Annotated in this window: 25 protein-coding genes; 14 read left to right on the forward strand and 11 right to left on the reverse strand. The window is 61.4% G+C overall.

From position 1 onward, the window contains the following. The first annotated feature begins 116 nt into the window (after nucleotides 1–116). From HU739_RS22975 to HU739_RS22995, 5 genes are all read left to right on the forward strand, one after another. Nucleotides 117–1,877 (forward strand): ATP-binding protein, encoded by a 1,761-nt coding sequence (locus HU739_RS22975; protein ID WP_186550144.1) that lies wholly within the window; start codon nucleotides 117–119, stop codon nucleotides 1,875–1,877. After that, nucleotides 1,877–3,208, forward strand: a complete 1,332-nt coding sequence (locus HU739_RS22980; RefSeq protein ID WP_186550129.1) for a sigma-54-dependent transcriptional regulator — start codon at nucleotides 1,877–1,879, stop codon at nucleotides 3,206–3,208. The genes HU739_RS22975 and HU739_RS22980 overlap by 1 nt, the downstream gene beginning before the upstream one ends. Before the next feature lie 302 nt (nucleotides 3,209–3,510). Continuing rightward, the gene (locus tag HU739_RS22985; RefSeq protein WP_186550127.1) at nucleotides 3,511–4,830 is read left to right on the forward strand and encodes an MFS transporter; all 1,320 of its coding nucleotides are present in this window, start codon (nucleotides 3,511–3,513) and stop codon (nucleotides 4,828–4,830) included. 374 nt (nucleotides 4,831–5,204) lie between these two features. Next, nucleotides 5,205–5,438: a hypothetical protein gene (locus HU739_RS22990; RefSeq protein WP_186550125.1), complete on the forward strand. Its 234-nt coding sequence runs from the start codon at nucleotides 5,205–5,207 to the stop codon at nucleotides 5,436–5,438. 256 nt (nucleotides 5,439–5,694) lie between these two features. Then, nucleotides 5,695–6,324 carry a flavin reductase family protein gene (locus tag HU739_RS22995; protein ID WP_186550123.1) on the forward strand — a complete coding sequence of 210 codons (630 nt, stop codon included), beginning with the start codon at nucleotides 5,695–5,697 and terminating at the stop codon, nucleotides 6,322–6,324. Here the strand turns inward: HU739_RS22995 and HU739_RS23000 are convergent, their stop codons facing one another. Continuing rightward, nucleotides 6,325–6,567, reverse strand: coding sequence for a hypothetical protein (locus tag HU739_RS23000; protein WP_186550122.1), 243 nt, complete (start codon nucleotides 6,565–6,567; stop codon nucleotides 6,325–6,327). Nucleotides 6,568–6,610: 43 nt separating this feature from the next. After that, nucleotides 6,611–6,964, reverse strand: coding sequence for a putative quinol monooxygenase (locus tag HU739_RS23005; RefSeq protein ID WP_186550120.1), 354 nt, complete (start codon nucleotides 6,962–6,964; stop codon nucleotides 6,611–6,613). A gap of 396 nt (nucleotides 6,965–7,360) precedes the next feature. On the opposite strand from HU739_RS23005, the gene HU739_RS23010 reads away from it, so the two are divergent. Further along, nucleotides 7,361–8,290, forward strand: coding sequence for an AraC family transcriptional regulator (locus HU739_RS23010; protein WP_186550118.1), 930 nt, complete (start codon nucleotides 7,361–7,363; stop codon nucleotides 8,288–8,290). 125 nt (nucleotides 8,291–8,415) lie between these two features. Here HU739_RS23010 and HU739_RS23015 read toward each other — a convergent pair whose 3' ends face one another. Further along, on the reverse strand, nucleotides 8,416–9,864 hold the full coding sequence (locus tag HU739_RS23015) for an aldehyde dehydrogenase family protein (RefSeq protein ID WP_186550142.1): 1,449 nt from the start codon (nucleotides 9,862–9,864) through the stop codon (nucleotides 8,416–8,418). Next, nucleotides 9,864–11,501, reverse strand: a complete 1,638-nt coding sequence (locus HU739_RS23020) for a 5-guanidino-2-oxopentanoate decarboxylase (protein ID WP_186550116.1) — start codon at nucleotides 11,499–11,501, stop codon at nucleotides 9,864–9,866. Before HU739_RS23020 ends, HU739_RS23015 begins: the two co-directional genes overlap by 1 nt. 226 nt (nucleotides 11,502–11,727) lie before the next feature. On the opposite strand from HU739_RS23020, the gene HU739_RS23025 reads away from it, so the two are divergent. Continuing rightward, nucleotides 11,728–12,609 (forward strand): LysR substrate-binding domain-containing protein, encoded by an 882-nt coding sequence (locus HU739_RS23025; RefSeq protein WP_186550114.1) that lies wholly within the window; start codon nucleotides 11,728–11,730, stop codon nucleotides 12,607–12,609. Between the two features lie 120 nt (nucleotides 12,610–12,729). On the opposite strand, the gene HU739_RS23030 is transcribed toward HU739_RS23025, so the two are convergent. Next, nucleotides 12,730–13,344 carry an NAD(P)-dependent oxidoreductase gene (locus HU739_RS23030; protein ID WP_186550112.1) on the reverse strand — a complete coding sequence of 205 codons (615 nt, stop codon included), beginning with the start codon at nucleotides 13,342–13,344 and terminating at the stop codon, nucleotides 12,730–12,732. A gap of 46 nt (nucleotides 13,345–13,390) precedes the next feature. Continuing rightward, nucleotides 13,391–14,269: an MBL fold metallo-hydrolase gene (locus HU739_RS23035; protein ID WP_186550110.1), complete on the reverse strand. Its 879-nt coding sequence runs from the start codon at nucleotides 14,267–14,269 to the stop codon at nucleotides 13,391–13,393. A 114-nt stretch (nucleotides 14,270–14,383) separates the two neighbouring features. On the opposite strand from HU739_RS23035, the gene HU739_RS23040 reads away from it, so the two are divergent. Beyond that, nucleotides 14,384–15,289, forward strand: coding sequence for a LysR family transcriptional regulator (locus tag HU739_RS23040; protein WP_202884243.1), 906 nt, complete (start codon nucleotides 14,384–14,386; stop codon nucleotides 15,287–15,289). A 218-nt stretch (nucleotides 15,290–15,507) separates the two neighbouring features. After that, a complete protein-coding gene (locus HU739_RS23045; RefSeq protein WP_178113631.1) occupies nucleotides 15,508–15,684 on the forward strand; it encodes a hypothetical protein in 177 nt (58 codons plus the stop codon). A 120-nt stretch (nucleotides 15,685–15,804) separates the two neighbouring features. Here HU739_RS23045 and HU739_RS23050 read toward each other — a convergent pair whose 3' ends face one another. Beyond that, the gene (locus tag HU739_RS23050; RefSeq protein WP_186550108.1) at nucleotides 15,805–16,689 is read right to left on the reverse strand and encodes a helix-turn-helix domain-containing protein; all 885 of its coding nucleotides are present in this window, start codon (nucleotides 16,687–16,689) and stop codon (nucleotides 15,805–15,807) included. Nucleotides 16,690–16,875: 186 nt separating this feature from the next. On the opposite strand from HU739_RS23050, the gene pobA reads away from it, so the two are divergent. Both pobA and HU739_RS23060 read left to right on the forward strand, forming a co-directional pair. Beyond that, nucleotides 16,876–18,060 (forward strand): 4-hydroxybenzoate 3-monooxygenase, encoded by a 1,185-nt coding sequence (gene pobA, locus HU739_RS23055; RefSeq protein ID WP_407681966.1) that lies wholly within the window; start codon nucleotides 16,876–16,878, stop codon nucleotides 18,058–18,060. 76 nt (nucleotides 18,061–18,136) lie between these two features. Beyond that, nucleotides 18,137–19,654: an MDR family MFS transporter gene (locus HU739_RS23060; RefSeq protein ID WP_186550104.1), complete on the forward strand. Its 1,518-nt coding sequence runs from the start codon at nucleotides 18,137–18,139 to the stop codon at nucleotides 19,652–19,654. A 143-nt stretch (nucleotides 19,655–19,797) separates the two neighbouring features. Here the strand turns inward: HU739_RS23060 and HU739_RS23065 are convergent, their stop codons facing one another. The 4 genes from HU739_RS23065 to HU739_RS23080 all read right to left on the reverse strand — a co-directional run bounded on the left by HU739_RS23065 (nucleotide 19,798) and on the right by HU739_RS23080 (nucleotide 23,855). Continuing rightward, the gene (locus HU739_RS23065) at nucleotides 19,798–20,646 is read right to left on the reverse strand and encodes a cache domain-containing protein (protein ID WP_186550102.1); all 849 of its coding nucleotides are present in this window, start codon (nucleotides 20,644–20,646) and stop codon (nucleotides 19,798–19,800) included. Nucleotides 20,647–20,891: 245 nt separating this feature from the next. Then, on the reverse strand, nucleotides 20,892–21,749 hold the full coding sequence (locus HU739_RS23070; RefSeq protein ID WP_186550100.1) for an ATPase: 858 nt from the start codon (nucleotides 21,747–21,749) through the stop codon (nucleotides 20,892–20,894). A gap of 126 nt (nucleotides 21,750–21,875) precedes the next feature. Continuing rightward, entirely contained in the window at nucleotides 21,876–22,868 is a 993-nt protein-coding gene (locus HU739_RS23075) for an NAD-dependent epimerase/dehydratase family protein (protein WP_186550098.1), read from the reverse strand. 99 nt (nucleotides 22,869–22,967) lie between these two features. Then, nucleotides 22,968–23,855, reverse strand: a complete 888-nt coding sequence (locus tag HU739_RS23080; protein ID WP_186550096.1) for a LysR family transcriptional regulator ArgP — start codon at nucleotides 23,853–23,855, stop codon at nucleotides 22,968–22,970. Nucleotides 23,856–23,949: 94 nt separating this feature from the next. Between HU739_RS23080 and HU739_RS23085 the strand changes: the two genes are divergently transcribed. From HU739_RS23085 to HU739_RS23095, 3 genes are all read left to right on the forward strand, one after another. After that, nucleotides 23,950–24,351 (forward strand): ACT domain-containing protein, encoded by a 402-nt coding sequence (locus HU739_RS23085; RefSeq protein WP_186550094.1) that lies wholly within the window; start codon nucleotides 23,950–23,952, stop codon nucleotides 24,349–24,351. 5 nt (nucleotides 24,352–24,356) lie between these two features. Further along, nucleotides 24,357–24,959, forward strand: a complete 603-nt coding sequence (locus HU739_RS23090) for a LysE/ArgO family amino acid transporter (RefSeq protein WP_186550092.1) — start codon at nucleotides 24,357–24,359, stop codon at nucleotides 24,957–24,959. A gap of 176 nt (nucleotides 24,960–25,135) precedes the next feature. Then, nucleotides 25,136–25,732: a superoxide dismutase gene (locus HU739_RS23095; RefSeq protein WP_016773431.1), complete on the forward strand. Its 597-nt coding sequence runs from the start codon at nucleotides 25,136–25,138 to the stop codon at nucleotides 25,730–25,732. The last annotated feature ends 295 nt before the right edge of the window (nucleotides 25,733–26,027 follow it).

Here is a 26,027-nt window from a genome sequence, read left to right on the forward strand (position 1 = left end):
CGGCCGTGGCCTGTCCGTGCGCCCGATTACCTGCCAAGCCGGTTTTTGCGGGTGACGACAACCCTGCCGAGCGACATGCTATCGTGCCCGCCCGACCTGCCATCCGTTTGCCCAGCATGCTGCCGACTTCCCGTTTCCTGCGTCTGTCGTTGTATACCCTGCTGATCATTGCCGGTGCCGCGCTCGCCGCGACATTGGCCATCCGCCACGCCGAACGTCAGGCGCTGGAAGAGGATGCCGCGCGCGCCAGCCAGCAACTGGCGCTCTATGCCAACTCGCTGCACACCCTGATCGACCGCTATCGCGCCCTGCCCGCCGTGCTGGCGCTCGACCCGCAATTACGCGCGGCGCTGGCTGGCACGGTCGACGCCGAGGAGCAGGCGGCGTTGAACCTCAAGCTGGAAAAGATCAACGGCGCGGCGCAGTCCTCGACGCTTGAGCTGCTCGATCACACCGGTCTGGCCGTGGCCGCGAGCAACTGGCGCCTGCCCAGCAGTTACGTCGGTCACAACTACGGCTTTCGGCCTTATTTCAGGCAGACCCGCACCCAGGGCAGCGGGCGGTTTTATGCCGTCGGCGTGACCAGTGGCATTCCCGGGTATTTTCTGTCCAGCGCCGTGCTCGGCGACAACGATGCGTTTCTCGGGGCGATGGTGGTCAAGCTGGAATTCCCCGAGCTGGAACGTGAGTGGAGCCAGGGTAGCGACACCCTGCTGGTCAGCGATGCCCGCGGCATCATCTTCATCGCCAACCAGCCGGGTTGGCGCTATCGCGCGTTACGCCCGCTGGACGCCGATGACCTGGCCGAGATCAAGGCGACCCGGCAGTACGACAAACAATCGCTGGTGCCGTTGACGCATCTGTCGCTGCGCCGCTTCGATGACAACAGCGATCTGCGTCGGGTCGAAGGGCCACAGGGCACCGCGGATTATCTGTGGGAATCACTGCCGCTGGCGGCGGAAGGCTGGACCTTGCACCTGCTGCGGCGCCCGCAAGTGGCCTTCGAAGACCAGCGCAATGCCGGGCTCGCCGCCGCCGGGGTGTGGCTGGCGCTGGTGTTTCTGTTGCTGTTTCTCAGCCAGCGCTGGCGCCTGGCAAAAATCCGTCAGCGCAACCGCGAAGAACTGGAGCGCCTGGTAGAAGAACGCACCCGCGACCTGCGCACCGCCCAGGAGGGTCTGGTGCAGTCGGCCAAACTTGCCGCATTGGGGCAAATGTCGGCGGCACTGGCCCATGAAATCAATCAACCGCTGACCGCTCAGCGCATGCAATTGGCAACCTTGCGCCTGCTACTTGAACATGGCCGCGTCGATGACGCGTACAAGGCGCTCAAACCGGTGGACGATATGCTCACGCGCATGGCCGCGCTCACCGGCCACCTCAAGACCTTCGCCCGCAAAAGCCCGAGCGGCTTGCGCGAACGGCTGGATCTGGCGACAGTGGTCGATCAGTCGCTACAGTTGCTCGATGCGCGGTTGCGTGATGAGCAGGTCAGTCTGGTCCTGCACCTGGCGCGCCCGGCGTGGATGCGCGGTGATGCGATTCGTCTCGAACAAGTGCTGATCAATCTGCTGCGCAATGCGCTGGATGCGATGCAGGGCAAAGTCTGCAAACGTCTGGAAATTCGTCTGGAAGCCGACGAGCAACTGTGGCGCCTCAGCGTTATGGATAACGGCGGCGGCATCGCCGACGAGCACCTGAATCAGGTGTTCGACCCGTTCTTCACGACCAAACCGGTGGGCGACGGTCTGGGCCTGGGGCTGGCGGTATCCTTTGCCATCGTGCATGAATCCGGCGGCCGCCTGAGCGCCGAGAATGGCGACGGCGGCGCGGTGTTCACGCTGACCTTGCCGATCGATCTGGAGGGGCCTGTCTGATGCTCAATTCGGTAATGGTGGTCGACGACGAAAGCAGCATTCGCAGCGCTGTCGAACAGTGGCTGAGCCTGTCGGGGTTCGCGGTGCAACTGTTCAGCCGCGCCGAAGAATGCCTCGCCGCCCTGCCCGCGCACTTTCCCGGCGTCATCCTCAGCGATGTGCGCATGCCCGGCATGGGTGGCCTGGAATTGCTCGCCCAGGTGCAGCGACGCGATGCCGACCTGCCGCTGATCCTGCTCACCGGCCACGGCGATGTGCCAATGGCGGTCGCTGCCATGCGTGACGGTGCCTACGACTTTCTGGAAAAACCGTTCAGCCCGGAAACCTTGCTCGGCAGCTTGCGTCGGGCGTTGGAGAAACGCCGACTGGTCCTGGAAAACCGCGCCCTGCACGAACAGGCCGACAACCGCGCCCGACTCGATGCGACATTGCTCGGTGTGTCCCGGGGTATGCAGACTTTGCGCCGGCAAGTGCTGGATCTGGCGGCGCTGCCCGTCAACGTGCTGATCCGTGGCGAAACCGGCAGCGGCAAGGAACTGGTTGCGCGTTGCCTGCATGATTTCGGTCCGCGCGCCGACAAACCCTTCGTGGCCCTGAACTGCGCGGCGATCCCGGAACAACTGTTTGAAGCCGAGTTGTTCGGCCACGAAAGCGGCGCGTTTACCGGCGCCTCGGGCAAGCGCATCGGCAAGCTGGAATACGCTGATGGCGGCACCTTGTTTCTCGATGAGATCGAAAGCATGCCGCTGGCCCAACAGGTGAAACTGCTGCGCGTCCTCCAGGAACAGAAGCTTGAGCGACTGGGGTCGAACCAGAGTATCCGCGTCGACCTGCGCATCGTCGCGGCAACCAAGCCCGACCTGCTCGACGAAGCGCGGGCCGGACGCTTTCGCGAAGACCTGGCGTATCGCCTGAATGTCGCCGAACTGCGTCTGCCGCCGCTGCGCGACCGTCGCGAAGACATTCCCCTGTTGTTCGAAAACTTCGCCCAGAGCGCCGCTCAACGTCTGGGGCGGACATTCCCGCCGCTGACCGGAGCGCAACTGAGTCATCTGCTCAGCCATGACTGGCCAGGCAACGTGCGCGAACTGGCGAACGTTGCCGAGCGTCAGGTGCTGGGCCTGGACGAGCCGGCACCGGGAATCGATCCGGGGCAATCGCTGGCGGCGCAGCAGGAGGCGTTTGAAGCGCAGTGCCTGCGTTCGGCGCTCACTCGGCATAAAGGTGATGTAAAAGCGGTACTTGAAGAGCTGCAACTGCCGCGCCGGACCTTCAATGAAAAGATGCAGCGGCATGGGTTGAGTCGGGAGATGTTTGTTCCTGACAGTTGAGCTTGGCGGTGACTGGACAGGCCCTTTCGCGAGCAAGCTCGCTCCCACAGGGGATTTGTGCCGGTCACAGATCCAATGTGGGAGCGAGCTTGCTCGCGAAGAGGGAAGCCGGCTCAGCACAATGCTCAGCCCGATGAGCAATTTCCCGCTCACCCTGAGCTCTCAGTAAGCGGATTTCCGCTCAATTGATCCGGCCGCCCCCTCTAAACCGGCCCCCTGCCCATTGGCACAGCTCCTGCTATAGCTCCGGCAGGCTGCGTTTCGACGCGCTCCACAAAAACAATTAAATGAAGGATCCTTCAATGGATAACTCCAACGCCCTGCCCCTTGGGTCGGCTGCCGCGCCGGCCAAGCCAAGAACCACCGCCAGCCGGATCAAATCGATCTTCAGCGGCTCTGTCGGCAACATGGTCGAGTGGTATGACTGGTACGTGTATGCCGCCTTCTCCCTGTACTTCGCCAAGACCTTTTTCCCCGCCGGTTCCACCACCGCGCAACTGATGAACACCGCTGCGATCTTCGCCGTGGGCTTCTTGATGCGTCCGATCGGCGGCTGGCTGATGGGCATGTACGCTGACAAGGTCGGACGCAAGAAAGCGCTGATGGCTTCGGTGTACCTGATGTGCTTCGGCTCGCTGCTGATCGCGCTGAGCCCGAACTACGAAACCATCGGCATCGGCGCGCCGATCCTGCTGGTGTTCGCGCGCCTGCTGCAAGGCCTGTCGGTCGGTGGCGAATACGGCACCTCGGCGACCTATCTCTCGGAGATGGCGACCAAGGAACGTCGCGGTTTCTTCTCCAGCTTCCAGTACGTGACGCTGATCTCCGGCCAGCTCATCGCGCTGGGCGTGTTGATCGTGCTGCAAAACACACTGACCACCGAACAGCTGTACGCATGGGGCTGGCGCATTCCGTTCGCCATCGGCGCGCTGTGTGCAGTGGTGGCGCTGTACCTGCGTCGCGGCATGGAAGAGACCGAGTCGTTCACCAAAAAAGAGAAGTCCAAAGAAAGCGCCATGCGCACCTTGATGCGTCACCCCAAGGAACTGTTGACCGTGGTCGGCCTGACCATGGGTGGCACCCTGGCGTTCTACACCTACACCACTTACATGCAGAAATACCTGGTGAACACCGTCGGCATGAGCATTTCCGACTCGACCACCATTTCGGCGGCCACGCTGTTCCTGTTCATGTGCCTGCAACCGATCATCGGCGGCCTGTCGGACAAGATTGGTCGTCGTCCGATCCTGATCGCTTTCGGCGTGCTCGGTACGATCTTCACCGTGCCGATCCTGATGACCCTGCACACCATCCAGACCTGGTGGGGCGCGTTCTTCCTGATCATGGCGGCGCTGATCATCGTCAGCGGCTATACCTCGATCAACGCGGTGGTCAAAGCCGAGCTGTTCCCGACCGAAATCCGCGCGCTGGGCGTCGGCCTGCCGTACGCATTGACCGTGTCGATCTTCGGCGGCACCGCCGAGTACATCGCGCTGTGGTTCAAGAGCATCGGCATGGAAACCGGTTACTACTGGTACGTCACCGCGTGCATTGCCGTGTCGCTGCTGGTGTACATCACCATGAAAGACACCCAGAAGCACTCGCGTATCGTGACTGACTGACCGCATTACACAGCCACTGCAACGGTGGCTGTTCGGACACCTTCGCGAGCAGGCTCGCTCCGACACTGGATCAATGATCGACACAAATCCCGTGGGAGCGGGCTTGCTCGCGAATGGGTCCACCGCAATCTCCCGCCTTAACCCCCGCCAAGAAGCAATTAATCGCTGATTAATCCTGCTGCCGCATCCTGCCCACTCTAATCGATGAACCGCGCAACGCTCGCTGCCAACCCGTAAGCGACCCCGACGCACCGCTCTTAATATCAACTTAATCGATTGTTTTTAGCATTATTTTGCGCTTTTTAATCAACTTAGTTGGCGTAGCATTAATCCCATGAAACACACCCATCGCCAACGAATCCGGAGTAACCGTCATGAAAACCAAACTGATCCTCGCCTTGACCCTGTCCGTACTGGCCGCCAACACCTACGCTGCCGACGGTTCGGACCGCACCCAATCAGCCGACTTCATTTCCGGCGCCAGCGCTGCCATCGACACCGGCCGCTCTGCCCATTACGCGGCTGACGGCTTCGACAAGACCGGCACTGCCAATGCGATTGCTGCCGACGGTTTCGAAAAAACCGGTACTGCCGCTGCCATCAGCTAATGCTGTGCTGGATGCCAAAGCCCGGCCTCGGCCGGGCTTAGTCGTTCCCGGGTTTGCAGATTTCGCGGTTAGCGCAAAACCTGTGGAAGCGAGCTTGCTCGCGAAAGCCGCAGGTCAGTCGCCATCAATTCGGATGTGACGACCCTTTCGCGAGCAAGGGTCATGCCGTGGAAAGGAATATTTGTGATCGACTGGAAATCGGTTCTGCGGGCCAGCACTATTGGCCTCAGCCCTATGCCTTTGAGGAACACCGCCCATGCCCGATGACATCCATTTCTACGAACCCGCCCACGGCCACGGTCTGCCCCACGACCCGTTCAACGCCATCGTCGGCCCGCGCCCGATCGGCTGGATTTCCTCGCAGGATGCCAACGGCCAGCTCAATCTGGCGCCGTACAGTTTCTTCAATGCCTTCAACTACGTCCCGCCGATCATTGGTTTCTCCAGCGTCGGGCGCAAAGACAGCCTGAACAACATCGAGCAGACCGGTGAATTCGCCTGGAACCTCGCCACCCGCCCGTTGGCCGAGCAGATGAACCAGAGCTGCGCGATGGTTGCGCCAGAGGTCAACGAGTTTGAACTGGCGGGGCTGACGACAGCGGCGTCAAAGGTAATTTCAGTGCCACGGGTCGCGCAAAGCCCGGTGTCCTTCGAGTGCAAGGTCACGCAGATCATTCAGCTGCAACGCGCCGATGGCCAGACCGTGCCGAGCTGGCTGGTCCTCGGCGAAGTGGTCGCCGTGCACATTGCCAGATGGCTGCTCAAGGACGGCATCTACGACACCGCCGCGGCAGAACCGATTCTGCGCGGCGGCGGGCCGGCGGATTATTTCCAGCTGGGGCCTGAAGCGCTGTTCAAGATGTGGCGCCCGGGGGCGCAGAAGTGATTACCAGATCAACTCGGCGTCATCAGTGACGCCCTTGAGTTTATCCAGCTCGGCGGTCGCTGCGTCATCGGCGGCGATGGCGCCGGGAAACACCTGCTCATCCAGCAATTTGTGAAAGCGCGGTGCGCCGCCATCGACCAGGGCCTTGACCGCGATTGCCGCGTAATACCCCTTGTTGCCGCCCAGTTCGACGGGAACGACGGCGGAGACTGCTTCGAAGCGTTCAAACTCTTTACGTGCCATGTCGCGGATCCTGGCTCAATCAATTAAGCCGGACATTAAACCCTCAACCGGCCAGTTTGTGTATCGCTGACGGGCACTGACCGAGCGCTTGCGCTGCCGAGACGTCCTTGAAGGTGTGGAAATCGAGGCTATTGACCACCAGGTCCTGAACCAGCTCGGCGAAGACTTCCATCGACGGACTGTTGAAATACGCGGTCATCGTCTGTTGACTGCTCCAGTAGCCACTGACCAGCCACAGGTCGGCGTCGCACTGCGACTGCTGCAACGAGAAACTCAGGCAACCGGGCGCGGCGCGCGAGACTTCGATCAACGCGCTCAGGCGCACACCGAGTTCTGCCGAGCGCCCGGCCTGGGCACGAACGAAGGCCATATGACTGACAGGCATCTGCTTGGACATGATCAACCCTCCATGAAATCGCGTGGCAGCCGGGGGACGGGCTGCGACTGGAGCAAAGGTTAAGGGCCGGGGCATCTGCGCCGTTAGTCGATTCCTGCCGTCGCGTTGCACAATCCTGCGAGACTGCGCAGACGACCTGTAACAACCTGTAAACCCGTGTCACACGTCTGTCATACGCGTTTTGTGTAGGAGCTGCCGAAGGCTGCGATCTTTTGATTTTGTCTTGAAGATCAACGGATCGCAGCCTTCGGCAGCGCCTACAGGTTCGTATGGCGGCGGACGCAGGCACCGCTCCGGGCAGAATCAGGCAAGCATTTGGCAGAATGTGTCTACCGCCGCTGCTTGCACAAACATATGCTCTGCTGCATTCCACCTCCCCTGCCGAGGATGCCGTGCATGACGTCATTCGATCATTTTCAAGCCCAACCCACCGTTGACATGGAAAAGCAGCGCGCGGAGCTGGCGGCGATCATTCGCCGCAACACCCGCGACGATGGCAGCTATGAAACCGCCATCGGTTCGCTGTACATGTCGCGCCACACCCGGTCCCACGACTTCGCCCCGGTGCTCGCGCAGCCGGCGCTGTGCATCATGGCCCAGGGGCGCAAAGAGGTGCGACTGGCCGATGAATACTTCAATTACGACCCGCTGAATTATCTGGTGGTGTCGGTCTCGATGCCGCTGAGCGGGCGCGTGGTCAACGTGTCGCCAGAAGCACCGATCCTCGCCGTGCGTCTGGATATCGACCCGGCGGAAATCACCGCCCTGATCGCCGACGCCGGACCGATGGGCGTGCCGACCCGACCGACCGGGCGTGGTCTGTACGTCGAGCAGATCGACAGTTCGATGCTCGACGCCGTGCTGCGTCTGGCACGGCTGCTCGATGCACCGAAAGACATCGCCATGCTCGCGCCGCTGATTCGCCGGGAAATTCTCTATCGCCTGCTGCGCAGTCCCCAGGGTCATCGCTTGTATGAGATCGCGATTGCCAACAGTCAGAGCCACCGCATCAGCCAGGCGATCAAATGGCTCAACAGCAACTTCGAGCAGCCACTGCGCATCGATGATCTGGCCAAAACCGTGAACCTCAGCGTCTCGACGTTGCATCACCGCTTCAAGGCGATGACGGCCATGAGCCCGCTGCAATATCAGAAGCAGCTGCGTCTGCAAGAGGCGCGGCGGTTGATGCTGACCGAAGGCCTGGAAGCCTCGGCGGCGGGGTACCGGGTCGGCTATGAAAGTCCATCGCAGTTCAGCCGCGAGTACAGCCGCTTGTTTGGTGCGCCGCCATTAAGAGATCTGGCGCGGTTGCGGCTTTCTGTCTGATGCCAATTGTGCAGCGCGGCTAATGACGTCATCGCGAGCAGGCTCACTCCTACAGAGAAACGCATTCCAAATGTAGGAGTGAGCCTGCTCGCGATTGGGCCGGTACAGGCGAAGAAGATCTGTGATCAGACTGCCCGGATTACATGTTTGATCTCCTGAAACGCGGCCAAGCCCCATGGCCCCAATTCGCGGCCGATGCTGCTTTGCTTGTAACCGCCCCACGCCGTCTGCGGGAAGATCACCTGCGGCGCGTTGAGCCACACCAGTCCCGCTTGCAGGGCATTGGCGACGCGGTCGGCGGTCTCGGCGTTACGCGTCACCACCGTGGCGACCAGGCCGAACTGACTGTCATTGGCCAGCGCAATCGCCTCGGCTTCACTGCTGAAACTGCGCACGCACAGCACCGGCCCGAAAATCTCTTCGCACCACAGCGCACTGTCCAGAGGCACTTGGGTGAAGACCGTCGGCTGCAAAAAATAACCGCGCGGCAGATGCGCCGGACGATTGCCGCCGCACACCAGCTTCGCCCCGGCACTCAGGCCGCGATCGATGTGCCCGAGCACGCGCTGGTATTGCGCCTGATTGACCAGTGCACCCATCTCCACATCCGGGTCGAACGGGTCAGCGACGCGAATCGCCTGCGCACGTTTTTGCAGACGCTCGAGGAATTCATCCGCCAGTTCATCGGCAACCAATACGCGACTGGTGGCCGAGCACATCTGTCCGGCGTTGAAGAAACCGCCGCCACAGGCCAGATCGACAGCCAGTTCGAGATCGGCGTCGTCGAGCACCAGTAGCGAAGATTTGCCGCCCAGTTCCAGGCTCACGCCCTTCACCGTTTCCGCCGCGCGCTGCATCACTTGCACACCAACCGCATTGCTGCCGGTAAAAGAGATTTTCGCGATTCGCGGATCCGCCGACAGCGGCGCGCCCACCGCCAGGCCGGTGCCGCAGACCAGGTTGAAGACGCCGTCGGGCAAACCGGACTCGGCGATGATCGACGCCAGTTCCAGTTCCGCCAGCGGCGTGACCTCCGACGGTTTCAGTACGACGCAGCAACCGGCCGCCAGCGCTGGTGCAAGTTTCCAGGCGGTGGTGACCATGGGGAAATTCCACGGCACGATCAGCCCGACCACGCCGCACGGTTCGCGGCGCAGGCGTGCACTGAAGTCATCGCTGGGCAGCGCCACAGGGCTGTCCTGTTGTGCATCGAGGCCTGCGGCGAGTTCTGCGTAATACTCGAAGGTGGCGATCACATCGTCGACGTCGATGGCGGCTTCAAATAGCGGTTTGCCGTTGTTGCTCGACTGCAATTTCATCAGGTGGTCGCGACCGTTGCGCACGCCGTTGGCGATGTTGCGCAGGATCGTCCCGCGCTCGGCGCCAGTGGTTTGCGACCAGTGCGTGAACGCTTCGGTCGCCGCGCTGATCGCTTGATCGACGGCCTGCTCGTCACCGCCATTGACCGTGGTCAGCAGCGCTTCGCTGGCCGGGTTGATCACCCGCAGATGTTCGCGACCTGCCGACCAATGGCCGTTGATGAAGAGGCCGTCGAGCCTGATTGGAAAACTGATCATGGGGCCACCGCCTGCATCCATTGGGTCTGGTCGATTTCAATTAACGTCGGGCCCTGGCGATCACTCGCGGCACGCAGCGCGCTTTGTAATTGCTGAACCGAGCCGATCGCTTCGGCAGCACAGCCCAACGCCTTGGCGACGCCGATGAAGTCCGGGGTGTAAATGTCGACACCCACCGGTTCGATCGCACGGTTGACCATGTATTTCTTGATTTCCTCGTAGCCCTGGTTATTCCACAGCAGCACGATCACCGGCGTGCGCGCTTCGACAGCGCTGGCCAGTTCCGGCAGGGTGAATTGCAGACCGCCATCGCCGATCAGGCAAACCACCGGTGGTCGCACGCCTGTTGCGGCGCTGCCACCGAGCCACGCACCGATGGCGGCGGGCAACGCGTAGCCGAGGGTGCCGTAGCCGGTGGATGAGTTGAACCAGCGCCGCGGACGTTGCGGATTGAACGTCAGGTTGCCGGTGTACACCGGTTGTGTGGAGTCGCCGACGAACACTGCGTCGGGCAATTCGTGCAGTACGGTTTGGAGAAAGCGCGTCTGCGCCAGCGTCGGCGCATCCCAGCTCGCGGCCAGCTCCTCGCGCAGACGCGCAGCGCGCACCTGGCCCCAGTCGTTGCGGCGCTCGGCCAGCGCCTTGTGTGACAAGGCGCTGAGCAATGCCTGGGCGGCGTTGCGCGAATCTGCCACCAGCGCGACGTAAGGCGGATAATTGCGCACGGTCTGATCGGCATCGATGTCGATGCGCAGCAGCTTGCCGGCAATCTCGAAGCCGCCGGCGAAGGTCACGTCATAATCGGTCTCGGCCAGTTCGGTGCCGATGGCCAACACCACATCGGCCTCGGCGACCAGTGCGCGGGTGGCGACCAGGCTTTGCGTCGAGCCGATCAGCAGGGGATGAGCGGACGGCAACAAACCTTTGGCGTTGATAGTCAGCGCGACCGGCGCGTCGAGCAACTGCGCCAGCTCGGTGAGTTCGGCAGCGGCATCGATCGCACCGCCACCGGCGAGAATCAACGGTCGTTGTGCGCCGGCCAGCAGCTCGGTCATGCGGCTCACGGCAGCGGGTGCGGCACCCGCGCGATCGATGCTGACCGGGACGCTGGCGAGCAGCTCATCGGCTTCTTCCACCAGCACGTCCAGCGGGATTTCGATGTGCACCGGACGCGGACGCCCGGCCTGGAACAGGGCAAACGCGCGGGCGAGGACGCCGGGCAATTCGCACGCCGACATCAGTGTGTGGGAGAACGCTGCGACACCGCCGACCAGTGCGCTCTGGTTCGGCAGTTCGTGCAGCTTGCCGCGCCCGCCGCCCAACTGACTGCGCGACTGCACGCTGGAGATCACCAGCATCGGGATCGAATCGGCGTAGGCCTGGCCCATGGCAGTGGTGATGTTGGTCATGCCCGGCCCGGTGATGATGAAACACACGCCGGGTTTGCCGCTGGTGCGCGCGTAACCGTCGGCCATGAAACCGGCGCCTTGCTCATGCCGAGGGGTGACGTGGTTGATCGTCGAACGGGCCAGCCCGCGATACAGCTCAACGGTGTGCACCCCAGGAATGCCGAACACCTGCTCGACGCCATAATTTTCCAACAGCTTGACCAGTACTTCGCCGCACGTTGCCATTGTCGATTGCCTTTTTTTTCGCTGAAACATAGATCCCAATGTGGGAGCGGGCTTGCTCGCGAAGGCGGTTCGTCAATGAATAATGATGTGAATGACACACCGCATTCGCGAGCAAGCCCGCTCCCACATGGCCTGCTTATGTGCCCATTGGAACGGCGCGCAGCTAGCGGCAACAATCGATTAAAAGTCATACTAGCCATGTCCTCACGTCATACCTTGGGTCCCCATGAAACGATTGCCGCCCCTCCCCGCCCTGCATACGTTTCTGATCACCGCGCAGTGCTGCAACTTCACCCGGGCCGCCGAGCAACTGCACATCACTCAGGGCGCGGTGAGCCGGCAGATCGCCGGGCTGGAGGATCATCTCGGTTATCCATTGTTCATTCGTCAGGCCCGCGGCCTGGCGTTGACCGCCGAAGGTCGCGAGTGGTTGCCACGGGTGGAGAAGGTCTTCGGCCTGATCGGCGAAGCCACCGAGCAGATCGGTGTGCAGCGCGAAACCCTGCAACTGAAGGCGCCCAGCTGTGTGATGCGCTGGCTGTTGCCGCGCCTGTTGCAATGGCAAAAGGAGCGCCCGGACGTGCCGGTCAAGCTGACGGCATCACTGCAACACAGCGTGGATTTTCAGCGTGAGCCATTCGACGCCGCGGTGATCTATGGCCCGCCGCCGGACAATTCGCCGGGCGCGTTACACCTGTTCGACGAGCAACTGACACCGGTCTGCTCGCCGCAATTGCTCGAAGGTTCGCCCGCGCTGAATGCTCCGCAGGATCTGCAGGAACATCTGTTGCTGCACCCGACCCATGACCTTCAGGACTGGTCGGTGTGGCTTGAGGCGGCGGGGTTGCGACTGAGTAATCTGGGCAGCGGCCAGCACTTCGAAACGCTGGATCAGGCGATGTCGATGGCGTCTCACGGCACGGGCGTGGCGATCGGCGACTGGTCGTTGATAGGCGATGATTTGCACGCCGGACGGCTGGTGATGCCGTTTGATTTGAAGGTGAAGACGGGGCTGGCGTATTACGTGGTAGTGCCTGCCGGAGCCGAGCCTTCGCCGCCGTTGGAAGAGTTGATGCTCTGGCTGGTCGAGCAGGCTCATTTGCGCTGAGCACACAAATCCTTGTAGGAGTGAGCCTGCTCGCGATAGCGCCGGGTCAGCCACCGCTGGTGTGAAAGATCCACCGCTATCGCGAGCAGGCACACTCCTACAAATGAACGGTGCCTGGTCTTAGTAACCGACGGTATAACGCTGCCGCGAATGCTTCGGTGTTTCCACCTCGTCAATCAACGCAATCGCGTAATCGGCAAAGGTAATCCAGCTGCGCCCCTCGCCACTCACCAGCAGGTGGTCCTGGCCGACACGGAAGGTGCCGCTGCGCGCACCTTCGACAAACTCTGCCGACGGCGACAGGAACGTCCAGTCCAGTTCCTTTTCCTGACGCAACGCCTCAAGAAACGCCGCCCCCGCGCTGGCTTCCGCTTTGTATTCGGCGGGGAAACCCGCACTGTCGATCACTCGCGTGTCATCCGGCAACAACAGCGAACCGGCACCACCGACCACCAGCAAACGCTTCACCCCCGCCTGTTTCACTGGTCCGACAATCGCCGACGCCGGCACAGTGGCGAAATGCGCAGCGGTGATCACCACATCGTGACCGGCCACCGCGTCTTGCAGCGCCGCGGCATTCAGTACATCGACATTTTTGCTGACCACACCGGCGCGGGCGCCGATCTTCGAGGTGTCGCGGGCGATGGCCGTAACGCTATGGCCGCGGCGCAGGGCTTCTTCCAGCAATTGGCTGCCGGCACGTCCGGTGGCACCAATGATTGCGATCTTGCTCATGACATTCTCCAGTTGGCTTGAGAGTGCTGCGTTTTCAATGATGGGCCTACCACTGCATTTCGCCCTTGGCGACTTTCGCGCTCAGTTCCAGCGAGCTTTCTTCGCCGAGTTGCGGGTAACGCTTTTTCATCGCCGCGATCAGCGCAGCGGCGTCTTTGGCCTTGGCGGTTTCGGCATCGAAGGCCTTGATGTAATCGGCAGTGAATTTCACGCTGGCCAGCGAGCGGCTGCTGTCACCCAGGTAATGGCCCGGCACGACGGTTTTCGGCTTCAGGGCTTCGATCGCGTGCAAGGTGTGCAGCCAGTCGGCGTGGGATTGCGCGGTTTGCGTGTCGGCCATCCACACATGAATGTTCTCGGCGACCACCACGCCACCGACCACGGCCTGGAGCGACGGAATCCACACGAAGCTGCGGTCCGGCTGCTTGCCGTCAAGGCCGATCACCTGCAACTTCTGTCCTTCGAGCATCAGGCTGTCGCCCTTGAGCACGCCCGGCACGATGGTTCTTGCCGGCACGTCAGCGCCCATTTTCGGGCCCCAGAAGGCGAGTTTGCCGGCGACGGTCTGCTTGATGTGATCCACGGTCGGCTGCGATGCGAGGACCTTGGCGTCCGGGAAGGCGCGGGTCAGGGTGTCGAGGCCGAAGTAGTAATCCGGATCGCCATGGCTGATGTAGATCGTGGTCAGGTGCTTGCCGCTGGCGCGAATCTTTTCCACGACCTGTTCCGCCTGGGCCTTGCCGAATTGCGCATCGACCAGAATGGCCTCTTTCTCGCCACTGACCAGCACCGAGGTCACCGGAAAAATCGCCGCAGCGCCCGGGTTGTAGACGTCCAGGCTCAGGCTGGCCGCGGCGGCATGCGCCGCGAACCCCAGCGAGGCAGTGGCGAGCAGAACGCGTTTGAAAAAAGTGAAGCCGATCATGGGGTGCTCCGAGGTCCGAATGCCGTGTCTGGCGATGGGACAGAGCTTAGTTGCCTGACTCAGTACAAAAAATGCGATGCTTGAACATAGTTTGTTTCTGAAAGCGGGCAAATCATGGATCGTCTCCAAGCAATGCGGGTGTTTGTCACTGTCGTCGATCTGGGCAGCCAATCGGCGGCGGCCGATCATCTGGAACTGTCGCGGCCGGTGGTTTCGCGTTATCTGGCGGAGCTGGAAGACTGGGTCGGCGCACGCCTGATGCACCGCACCACGCGCAAATTGAGCCTGACCGCTGCCGGCAGTGAGATCCTTCCGCGCTGTCGGCAGATGCTCGATTTGTCCAGCGACATGCAGGCCGCCGTCAGCGAACCCGAGGACACCCCGCGCGGGCTGCTGCGGATCAGTGTCAGCACCTCGTTCGGCCAGGCGCAACTGGCCGATGCGATGGCGGCCTACGTCAAACTCTACCCCGGGGTGAGCATCGACCTGCAAATGCTCGACCGCACGGTGAACCTGGTGGATGAGCGCATCGACCTGGCGATCCGCACCAGCAATGATCTGGATCCCAACCTGATCGCCCGACGCCTGACCGCGTGTCGCTCGGTAATCTGCGCGGCGCCGGCGTATCTGCTTGAGCATCCGACGCCATCACGGGTCGAGGAACTCAGCCGCCATAACTGCCTGACGCATTCCTACTTCGGTAAAAGCCTGTGGCATTTCGAAGAGAATGGCGAACCTGTTTCGGTGCCGGTACAGGGCAACATCAGCGCCAACGAAGCCAGTACCTTGTTGCGCGCGACGCTGGCCGGCGCCGGGGTCGCGATGCTGCCGACCTATCTGGCCGGCGGGCCGATTCACAACGGTGAACTGCTGCGCTTGCTGCCCCATGCCGAGCCGCGGCAGCTGAGCATCTATGCGGTCTATGCCTCGCGCAAACACATGCCGGCGGCGCTGCGTAGCATGCTCGACTTTCTTGTCCAGCGCTTCCCCGAAAATCCCGCCTGGGATGAAGCCTTGTAAACCGGATCCCTGTAGGAGTGAGCCTGCTCGCGATAGCGGTGTGTCAGTCACCTCAATGCTGACAGAAATATCACTATCGCGAGCAGGCTCACTCCTACAGGGATTCATCAGTGTGCTGAATAGCCGGGTAAATCCTTGAGCGCAGTCGCTGGAAAGTGCTCGCCGCTGACCTATGCTGAAAGTAATACCGCAAGGTAGACGTTCAGAGGTCGAACACCATGAACATCAAAACAAGAAGATACGTCGCGATTTTCATCACCTGCGCTGCCACGCTGGCGCTGTACGGCACCGCTGCCTGGCGGGTCGAGCAGTTGCGACAACTGCCCCGCGAATATGCCAGTTGCAACTATGAGCGGTGTATTCCGCACAATGCGACGCTCAACGCGCTGCGCTGATTTTCAACTGTAGGAGTGAGCCTGCTCGCGATAGCGGTGTGGCTGCCAGAGTTGATTTGACTGACACTCCGCTATCGCGAGCAGGCTCACTCCTACAGAGGGTCCGCCGCGACGCACAAATTATTGCTCGGCCTTCAACCGGTCGCGAAACGCCTTTGGCGAAATCCCCACCCGCCGCCGGAACAGCCGCGTGAAGTTGGTCGGATCGGAAAATCCCAACAGCTCCGACATCTCGTAAATCGTCATGCTGGTGTAGGTCAGCAGGCGCTTGGCTTCCAGGAGCTGGCGTTCGTGCATGATCTGCAACGCCGGCTGCCCGGCCAGTTCCCGGCAGGTGCCGTTAAGGTGCGATACGGAAATGCCCAGGCGATGGGCGAGGTCTTCGACCTTCACATGCTGGCGATACGTCTCTTCTACCAACTGAATAAAGCCATTGAGGTATTCGCGCTGGCGTTGCGGCCGCTGGCTGGCCTTGTGCCGGACGATTGCCTGACGGCTGACCCAGACCATGATCACGCTGACCAGCGAATGCATGAGCATTTCCCGCGCCGGTTGATGGCCGTTGTACTCGGCCTGCAACGCTGTAAACAGGCTGTTGAGGTAATCGCCGTCAGCGCCGGCCGCGTAGTGTTCGGCGCGGGCCAGCGCCTGCACCGAATCGCCCAGCTGCGCCTGCAAGTGGTTGATCAGCGGTGTGGCGAGGGTGACGATGAACCCTTCGACATCTTCGGAAAACCGAAAGCCGTGCACCGACAACGGTGGCAGCACCTGAATCGCCGGGGTTTGAAGCTGCGTGCACTGCCCTTCGATTTCGAGCTGCGCCTGCCCCTTGAACACGAACAGCAACTGGCACAGGTCCGCGTGGCGGTGGGGTTTGATTTCCCATTGATGTTCGCGGCTGCGCGAGGAAATGGTTTCACAGTGCAGCAAGTCAGGGGTCGGCCAGTCGAGGCTTTCACCGTAGAGCTTGAACACGGGAATCGAAGGCAGGTCAGGCTTGTTCATCACTTCAATCCAGGCCTCGGGGTTATGGGCGATAATCGCACCGATTGGCAGAAAGTACAGGTATCGGCTCAGTTTTCACCTTCAATTGACAGACCCGCAAGGGAAAAATGCAAGCACTCGATCCATAAATATCATTCACCGGTGTTTGCCGCGTGAAGCTTGCGAGTCATAAAAACAATGAAAACGCTGAAAACCCAAGTCGCCATTATCGGTGCCGGTCCGTCCGGTTTACTCCTCGGTCAGTTGCTGCACAACGCCGGGATCGACACGCTCATCCTCGAGCGGCAGACACCTGACTATGTCCTCGGCCGCATCCGCGCCGGCGTACTTGAACAAGGCATGGTAGAGCTGTTGCGGCAGGCCGGCGTGGGTCAGCGCATGGACGCTGAAGGTTTGGTTCACGGAGGATTTGACCTGGCCCTGGACGGGCGACAAGTGCACATCGACCTGCACTCGTTGACCGGCGGCAAGCGCGTGATGATCTACGGTCAGACCGAAGTCACCCGCGACCTGATGGCCGCTCGTCGGGAGGCCGGCGCGACGACGATTTACCAGGCCGGCAACGTGGTTCCCCACGGCATGAAAAGCGACGAGCCGTTCGTCACCTTCGAAAAGGACGGTGAAACCTGGCGCGTCGATTGCGATTACATCGCCGGTTGCGACGGTTTTCACGGCGTCGCCCGGCAGTCGATTCCTGCCGATTGCCTGCAGGTGTTCGAGCGGGTTTATCCGTTCGGCTGGCTGGGCATTCTGGCCGACACGCCGCCGGTCCACGACGAACTGGTCTACGCCCGCCACGAGCGCGGATTCGCCTTGTGCAGCATGCGTTCGGCCACGCGCACCCGCTATTACCTGCAAGTACCGGCCGATGAACAGGTCGAAAACTGGAGCGATCAACGCTTCTGGGATGAGCTGAAAAAGCGCTTGCCCGTGGCGCTTGCAGAAAAACTGGTGACCGGCCCGTCGATTGAAAAAAGCATCGCACCGCTGCGCAGCTTCGTCGTCGAGCCCATGCAGTACGGGCGCCTGTTTCTCGTCGGCGATGCGGCGCACATCGTTCCGCCCACCGGCGCCAAGGGCTTGAATCTGGCGGCCAGCGACGTCAGCACGCTGTTCAATATCCTGCTGAAGGTGTACCGCGACGGCCGCAGCGATCTGTTGCACAAATATTCGGAAATCTGCCTGCGCCGGGTCTGGAAAGCCGAGCGGTTTTCCTGGTGGATGACCTCGATGTTGCATCGGTTCGAGGAGCACGATGCGTTCAGCCAGCGCATCAGCGCTTCGGAGCTGGACTACTTTGTCAGCTCCGAAGCCGGGCGAAAAACCATTGCAGAAAATTACGTCGGGCTTCCATACGAGGCTATCGAATAGCCTGCTATCGACTTATAGTGGCGAGCACTCACCCGCTCGCCCCGCCCGCGGGTCAATCACTGCCCGCAGGTTTTCCGTGACCACTCTCAATCAGCCTGAAACGCCTAAACCGGCCATTCGCAGCGTGCTGGTCGCGCTGATGATGGCAATCTTTCTCGGCGCGCTGGACCAGACCATCGTCGCCGTATCGATGCCCGCCATCTCCGCACAATTCAAGGACGTCAGCCTGCTGGCCTGGGTGATTTCCGGGTACATGGTGGCGATGACGGTGGCAGTGCCGATCTACGGCAAGCTCGGCGACCTGTACGGGCGGCGCAAACTGATGCTGTTCGGCATGGGGCTGTTCACCCTAGCCTCGCTGCTCTGCGGCATGGCGCAAAGCATGGAGCAATTGGTGCTGGCGCGGATTGTCCAGGGCATCGGCGCCGGCGGGATGATTTCGGTGAGTCAGGCGATCATCGGCGACATCGTGCCGCCGCGTGAACGCGGACGCTATCAGGGCTACTTCAGCAGCATGTACGCGGTGGCCAGCGTGGCCGGCCCGGTGCTGGGCGGTTACATGACCGAATACCTGTCGTGGCGCTGGGTGTTTCTGATCAACCTGCCGCTGGGCCTCGGCGCCTGGTGGGTGGCGCGGCGTAACCTGCGCGGCTTGCCGATTCCGCAGCGCAAACCGGTGATCGATTACCTCGGCACGGTGCTGATGATCATCGGCCTGACGGCGCTGCTGCTCGGTATCACCGAGGTCGGTCAGGGACATTCGTGGCGCAGCCGTGAAGTGCTCGGATTGCTGGCCTGTGCGGTGCTGGTCCTGGCGATATTTGTCTGGCACGAACGGCGGGCGCGGGAACCTTTGTTGCCGATGCACCTGTTCGCCAACCGCAACGCCCTGCTGTGCTGGTGCACGATTTTCTTCACCAGTTTCCAGGCGATTTCATTGATCGTGTTGATGCCTCTGCGCTTTCAAAGCGTCACCGGTGCTGGCGCGGACAGCGCGGCACTGCACTTGCTGCCGTTGGCGATGGGACTGCCGATCGGCGCCTATTTTGCCGGTCGCCGCACCTCGATCACCGGGCGCTACAAACCACAGATCCTCAGCGGCGCGATCCTGATGCCGATCTCGATTCTTGGCATGGCCTTCAGTGCGCCAGAGGCGACACTGCTCAGCGGCTTGTTCATGTTGCTCAGCGGCATTGCCGGCGGCATGCAGTTCCCGACCTCGCTGGTCGGCACGCAGAATTCGGTGGAGCAACGCGACATTGGCGTGGCGACCAGCACCACCAACCTGTTCCGCTCACTGGGCGGCGCGATGGGCGTGGCGCTGATGTCGGCGCTGTTACTGGCGCTGCTGCAGGACTCAGGTTTTGCACAGCTGGCAGGCAGTTCGCTGATGAGCGAAGGGCATTCGGGCAACGTCCTGCTGGACGGTCTCAACGCTGCGCCCGGCGACGCGCAGAACGCCTTGCGCGCGGACCTGCTGGTGACGTTCCGGCATTTGCTGTGCGTCAGCGCGGCGGTGTCGCTGCTCGGCCTGGCGGCGGCCATTGCCATGCCGAACAATCTGCTGCGCGGGCGCGAGCACGGCGCGAAATGAGCCTCCTGTACCGATCGTTCCCACGCTCTGCGTGGGAATGCAGCCCGGGACGCTCTGCGTCCCTTCCAAGCCGAACGCAGAGCGTCCGTTGAGGCATTCCCACGCAGAGCGTGGGAACGATCAGACAGGGTAAGGTGTTTCGCTCAAGGGCTGTAGTAACCCACCGCGACGAGGAAATGCCCGACCTTCTTCAGGTACGCATGCTTGTCCTCGACCTTGCCAGTCACCGGATTGTTCCAGCGGTATTCGTATTCGCCTTCATCCTGTTTGCCGATCAACGCCAGAATAGGCTCGCCCACCGGTTTGCCCTGCGGATCCTTGACCTTGCCGAAGTCGGTGTTGATCAAGCGCAGGTTGGTGCCGTGAGCAACGTAACGCCGAGTGTTGAGGTCGACGACGAACACATACAGATCATCTTGCAAGTAACCGCCCTTGAGCGAGTTGATCGCGATCAGCGTGCCCTTCTCGTCCTTGGTGAGATCCGTCGCGGCTTTATCCAGCAGCGCCCTTGCCTGTTCGGCGGAAGCCCGTGGCAGGTAATAGCCCACCGCCAGAATCCGCTGGCCGACACGCTGATAAAACACATGTTTGCGCTCGACCTTGCCGTCGGCCCAGTTTTGCCAACGATACTCGGCCTGCTGAATGCCGTTGCCTTCCGGCACTTTCAGCGCCTCCTTGAAAGCTTTTTGCAGATCCGGCCCGAGCACTTCGCTGACATCGCGGCCAATCAACGCCGACGACGGTCCGCCGCTGGCGAGCATGACGCCTTTGGTGTCGAGTACGAACACGTAGTGATCCTTGTCGACGAACTCACCCTGACGGCTGAACGCGGCAAAGGCCTTGTCGCCGTTTTCGTGATAGTAAGCCAGGGCTTTTTCCAGCAAGGCGATGGCGGCCTGGCTGTCGTTCTTGTCGGTGGTCGCGGCGCTGGCCTGGCCAAAACCGGCGAGCAGCATCAGGCCGAGCCAGGCCACTTTATGCAAAAACCCCATAGCGCATCCCTCGTTCTTGTTGGTGTTTCAAGAGCGTAGACGGCTTGGGGTTGGACGGCGGTTGAAGATGAATCCAGAAGTTGCCGCCCTCTGTGGCGAGGGGATTTATCCCCGTTCGGCGGCGCAGCCGTCGCAATCCTGACGCGTTTGCCTTAACGGTGGCGGTGACAGGCCTTGGGGCTGCTTCGCAGCCCAGCGGGGATAAATCCCCTCGCCACAAAGCCCCCCAGACAACGGATCAGTCCTTACGGGCGGGCGTTGATCTGCTGCTGCAAATTCTGAATCTGCGCCTGCAACGTATTGAGGTTGCGCGTCATCTGCGCACGGAACGCATCGAACTCAGCCGTATTGCCGCCTCCCGGCGGAGTCGCCGGGCGGTTGTCCTGCTGGCTTTTGAGCACGACGATGTCCTGCTCCAGACGATCAATCGCTGCACTTGGATTGCCCTGCTTCTTCAGCGCGGCGATATCGGCGCCAAGGCTCTTGAATTGCGCGTCGAAGGCTTTCAACTGCGCATCGACCTTGCTGGTATCGGCCGGGGTGCTTTTGATCGCCGCCAGTTCGGCACTCAGCGCTTTGACCTGTGCCTGCAATTGAGCATTGGCGTTCTGCTGTTCGGTGGTCTGCGCGGTCATCTGCGCCAGGCGCTTGTCCAGATCGCTGGCCTGCCCGGCCACGCCCTGCTGCTGTTTGCTCTGATCAAGCAGCTTGCCCTCGAGTTGCCTGATCTGCAATTTCAACGCTTCGCTATCGCTGGTGACGTTGGTCTGGCTGGCCACGACCTTGCCGGAAATATCCTGCAGACGTCCGGCCGCTTCTTCGCTGATGCGCGCAAAGCTCTCCTGGGTCGCGACCAGTTGCTGCTCCATCAGGGAAATCTGCTGGAAGCTCCACCACGCCAGGCCGATGAAAGCGAAGAACAGCGCCCCGACCAGTGCCCACAGCGGCCCGGTACTGGCGGCCTTGACCTTGACCACAGGCGCGCTGCGCGAGCGCACGGTGGTACGTGCGTCGGGCGCAATGTCATCGTCGTCGAAGGGGTCGGCGCGCAGGCTCGGCACGTTATCGAAATCGTCGTCGTGGGCATCGTTACGCATGGACATTGAGGCAACCTTTGTGAAACGCGGTGATGGCTAAATGCTGCGAAGTATAACCGCCGCAGCCGCAGGCATTGACCCTCAACCGGCGGCGCGGTTCATTGCCGGCCAGCCGATTCGTTTCAACCGGTTTCAGCGAACGTCCTGAGCTTTCCACCAGCCGCAGAACTCGTCGAGGGCCGTCCACAGGCTGACTTTCGGATCGTAATCCAGATAATGCCGGGCGCGGCTGATGTCGAGGGTGAAATTTTTGTGCATGACCTGCATGCCCAGCCGCGACAGCGTCGGCTCCGGACGCCCCGGCCACAGTTTGCACGCGCCTTCGTTGAGCGCCGCGACGCTGTAGGCCAGCGCGTAGGACCGATACCGGCTGACCTGTGGCACCTCCATCCTGCGCATCACGTAATTGACCACATCCCACAGCGGCACCGGCGCGCCGTTGCTGATGTTGTAGGCCTTGCCCAACGCTGAGCCTGCGGCCAGCAGACTGCTGAGCATGGCTTCGTTGAGGTTCTGCACGCTGGTGAAATCGACTTTGTTCAAGCCATCGCCGATGACCGCCAGCCGGCCCTTGCGCTGCATGTTCAGCAGGCGCGGGAAGATGCTCATGTCGCCGGCACCGGTGACGAAGCGCGGGCGCAAGGCAATGGTTTCGAGGCCGAATTCCTGCGCGCCGAACACCTTTTGTTCCGCCAGGTATTTGGTCGCTGCATAAGGATGCCTGAAGCGCTTGGGCACTTGTTCTTCGGTCAGATTGAAGTGGTCGCGGCCATCGAAATAGATCGACGGTGACGACAGGTGCACCAGGCGCCGCACCCGTCGCTTCAGGCACGCCTCGACAATGTTTTCGGTGACTTGCACGTTGCCCTGATGAAAATCTTCGTAACGGCCCCACAGCCCAACGGCGCCGGCACAATGCACCACGGCGTCGACGTCGCTGCACAGATCGCGCGCCAGCCCCGCATCGGTCAAGTCACCGGGAACGAACTCGGCGCCACGGCGCACCAGGTGCTCGACACTCTCGGCCCGGCGACCGTTGACCCGCACCTCCAGGCCCTGCTCCAAAGCGAAACGCGCAAAGCGTCCGCCAATGAAGCCGCTTGCGCCGGTAACCAAAATTTTCATCAAAAACTCCAGGAAAGCAGCTGCAAGCTACGAGCTTTCAGCTGCAAGTTGAAACGGTGCTTGTTCTTGCCGCTTGCAGCTTGACGCTCGCAGCTGCCTTCAAGCCACTAGCCATTGCCTGGATGAGCGCACCAATTGCTCAGTCAGTTGGTTGAGCAACTGCCCGCCGTTGCGCCAATGATGCCAGTACAACGGCACATCGATCGGTTTATCTGGCAACAATTCACGCAGCACGCCGCGTTGCAGTTGCTCGCGCACTTGCAGCTCCGGCACCAGGCCCCAGCCGAGCCCGGCTTCCGTCAGGCGGATGAAACCCTCCGAGGACGGGCACAAATGATGCTCGAAAGCGCCATCCACGCCGAGGGCAGCGAGGTAACGATGCTGTAGAAAATCGTCCGGGCCGAACACCAGTGCCGGGGTGCGTGGCAACTGTTCAGCGCGCACCCCCTCGGGAAAATGCCGTTCGATGAACGCCGGGCTGGCCAGCGCGCGATAACGCATCGCCCCGAGCAACACGCTGCGGGCGCCGGCCACCGGCCGTTCGCTGGCACACAGGCAGGCGGCCACTTCGCCAGCACGCATGCGTTTGAGGCCGACGGTCTGGTCCTCGACGATCAGGTCGAGCAGCAAATGCTGTTGCGCGCAAAAGTCGCCCGCGGCTTGCGCCCACCACGTCGCCAGGCTGTCGGCGTTCAAGGCGATGCGCAAACGCTCCGGCAGCCCCTCTTCGTCCAGTGCCGGCACCAGCGTCTGCAAGTCACGCTCAAGCAAACGCACCTGTTGCACGTGGTTGAGCAGGCGCCGGCCGATCTCGGTTGGCGCCGGAGGCGTACCGCGAATCAACACCGGCTGACCGACACGTGCCTCCAGCAGTTTGATCCGCTGCGAGATCGCCGATTGCGACAGGCCGAGAACCTGCGCGGCCCGTTCGAAACCGGCTTGCTCGACCACCGCGGCCAGGGCGGAAAGCAATTTGTAGTCGAACATCAGTTTTCCTAATGGGCGATCATCAATATTGGTTTTTCTTATACAGCGTTCGCCCAGAGAATAGCCAGCAAGCACTCTCTCAAGGATTCCTTTCATGGCCGGCGAAACCTCACTCTCAACGCTGCTGCGCAGCATGAGCCCGCAACTCAACAGCGGTGAATACGTGTTCTGCACCTTGCCCGACGCTCAGTTGCCAACCGGCCTGGAGCTCATCGGCAGCTTCCGTGAACAGGAAGGCCTGACGGTCATTCTCAAGCGCTCCGACGCCGAACAGGCCGGTTTGAGCTTCGACTACGTCGCCGCGTGGATCACCTTGAACGTGCATTCGGCGCTGCAAGCGGTGGGCCTGACCGCCGCCTTCGCCACGGCATTGGGCGAGGCTGGCATCAGCTGCAACGTGATCGCCGGTTACTACCACGACCATTTGTTTGTCGGCCAGGCCGACGCCGAACGTGCCATGCACGTGCTGCGCGACCTCGCAGCGAACGCGGAGTGAACCTTATGTGGCAAAGCTATGTGAACGGTCTGTTGGTGGCGTTCGGGCTGATCATGGCGATCGGCACGCAGAACGCTTTTGTGCTTGCCCAGAGCCTGCGCCGCGAGCACCACCTGCCGGTGGCGGCGCTGTGCGTTGTGTGTGATGCGTTGCTGGTTGCCGCCGGGGTGTTCGGTTTGGCGACGATCCTGGCGCAGAATCCGACATTGCTGGCGATTGCCCGCTGGGGCGGCGCGACGTTTCTGATCTGGTATGGCAGCCAGGCACTGCGTCGGGCCTGCGCGAAACAGAGCCTTGAGCAAGGTGAAAACCAGACCGTGCGCTCGCTGCGCGCAGTAATGCTCAGCGCTTTGGCGGTGACATTGCTCAACCCCCACGTTTATCTCGATACGGTATTGCTGATCGGCTCGCTTGGCGCGCAGCAATCGGTACCCGGCGCTTATGTGGTCGGCGCGGCGAGTGCATCGCTGCTGTGGTTTTTCACTCTGGCACTGGGCGCGGCATGGCTGGCGCCGTGGCTGGCCCGCCCGAGTACCTGGCGCATCCTCGATCTGCTCGTGGCGCTGATGATGTTCACGGTTGCAGGGCAGTTGATATTGGCCTCGTGATTTATTCCAAAGCGCTCTGGAACCTCTATCCCACACAGTTGTTGCGTGGTTAAGCCGCAACCCCGGTGCTATGATCCGAACCCTGCGCCGCAAAGAGTAAAAACTCGCCGGTGCATTTCTGGCCGCCCGTGATCGGCCTTGCGCTCACCGCAACAGACCTGATTAGGAGAATCATCATGGCTTTCGAATTGCCGCCGCTGCCTTACGCACACGATGCCCTGCAGCCGCACATTTCCAAGGAAACCCTGGAATTTCACCACGACAAGCACCACAACACCTATGTCGTGAACCTGAACAACCTGGTGCCAGGCACTGAGTTCGAAGGCAAGACCCTGGAAGAAATCGTCAAGACTTCCTCGGGCGGCATCTTCAACAACGCCGCTCAGGTCTGGAACCACACCTTCTACTGGAACTGCCTGGCGCCAAACGCCGGCGGTCAGCCAACCGGCGCACTGGCAGATGCCATCAACGCAGCCTTCGGTTCGTTCGACAAGTTCAAGGAAGAGTTCAGCAAAACCTCGATCGGCACCTTCGGTTCCGGCTGGGGCTGGCTGGTGAAAAAGGCTGACGGTTCCCTGGCCCTGGCCAGCACCATCGGCGCCGGCAACCCGCTGACCAGCGGCGACACCCCACTGCTGACCTGCGACGTCTGGGAACACGCTTACTACATCGACTACCGCAACCTGCGTCCAAAGTACGTTGAAGCGTTCTGGAACCTGGTCAACTGGAAGTTCGTCGCTGAGCAGTTCGAAGGCAAAACCTTCACCGCTTAAGCTGCGCGCCAGACAAAAACCCGGCTTTGCCGGGTTTTTTTATGCCCGCGCCGGGTGATTATCCTACGCCAAAAGCAGCTTCGCGCCGTTTGCCAAGGCGTCACAGCGCACTACCATCAGTCAAAAATATCCTTCGCTGCGCTCAAGTTGAGGGCGACCATTACCGACACAGTGAATTCAGAGCTAATACTCCAAAGGCAGTATGGCGGCCAGACCTCAGTCAAATCCTGCTCGGCCCGATTGTCCCTTTGACTGCCACCACGGGATTGCCAATACTCATGGCAACTTGACGCTA

The sequence above is a fragment of the Pseudomonas hamedanensis genome (assembly GCF_014268595.2).
Classification (GTDB): domain Bacteria; phylum Pseudomonadota; class Gammaproteobacteria; order Pseudomonadales; family Pseudomonadaceae; genus Aquipseudomonas; species Aquipseudomonas hamedanensis.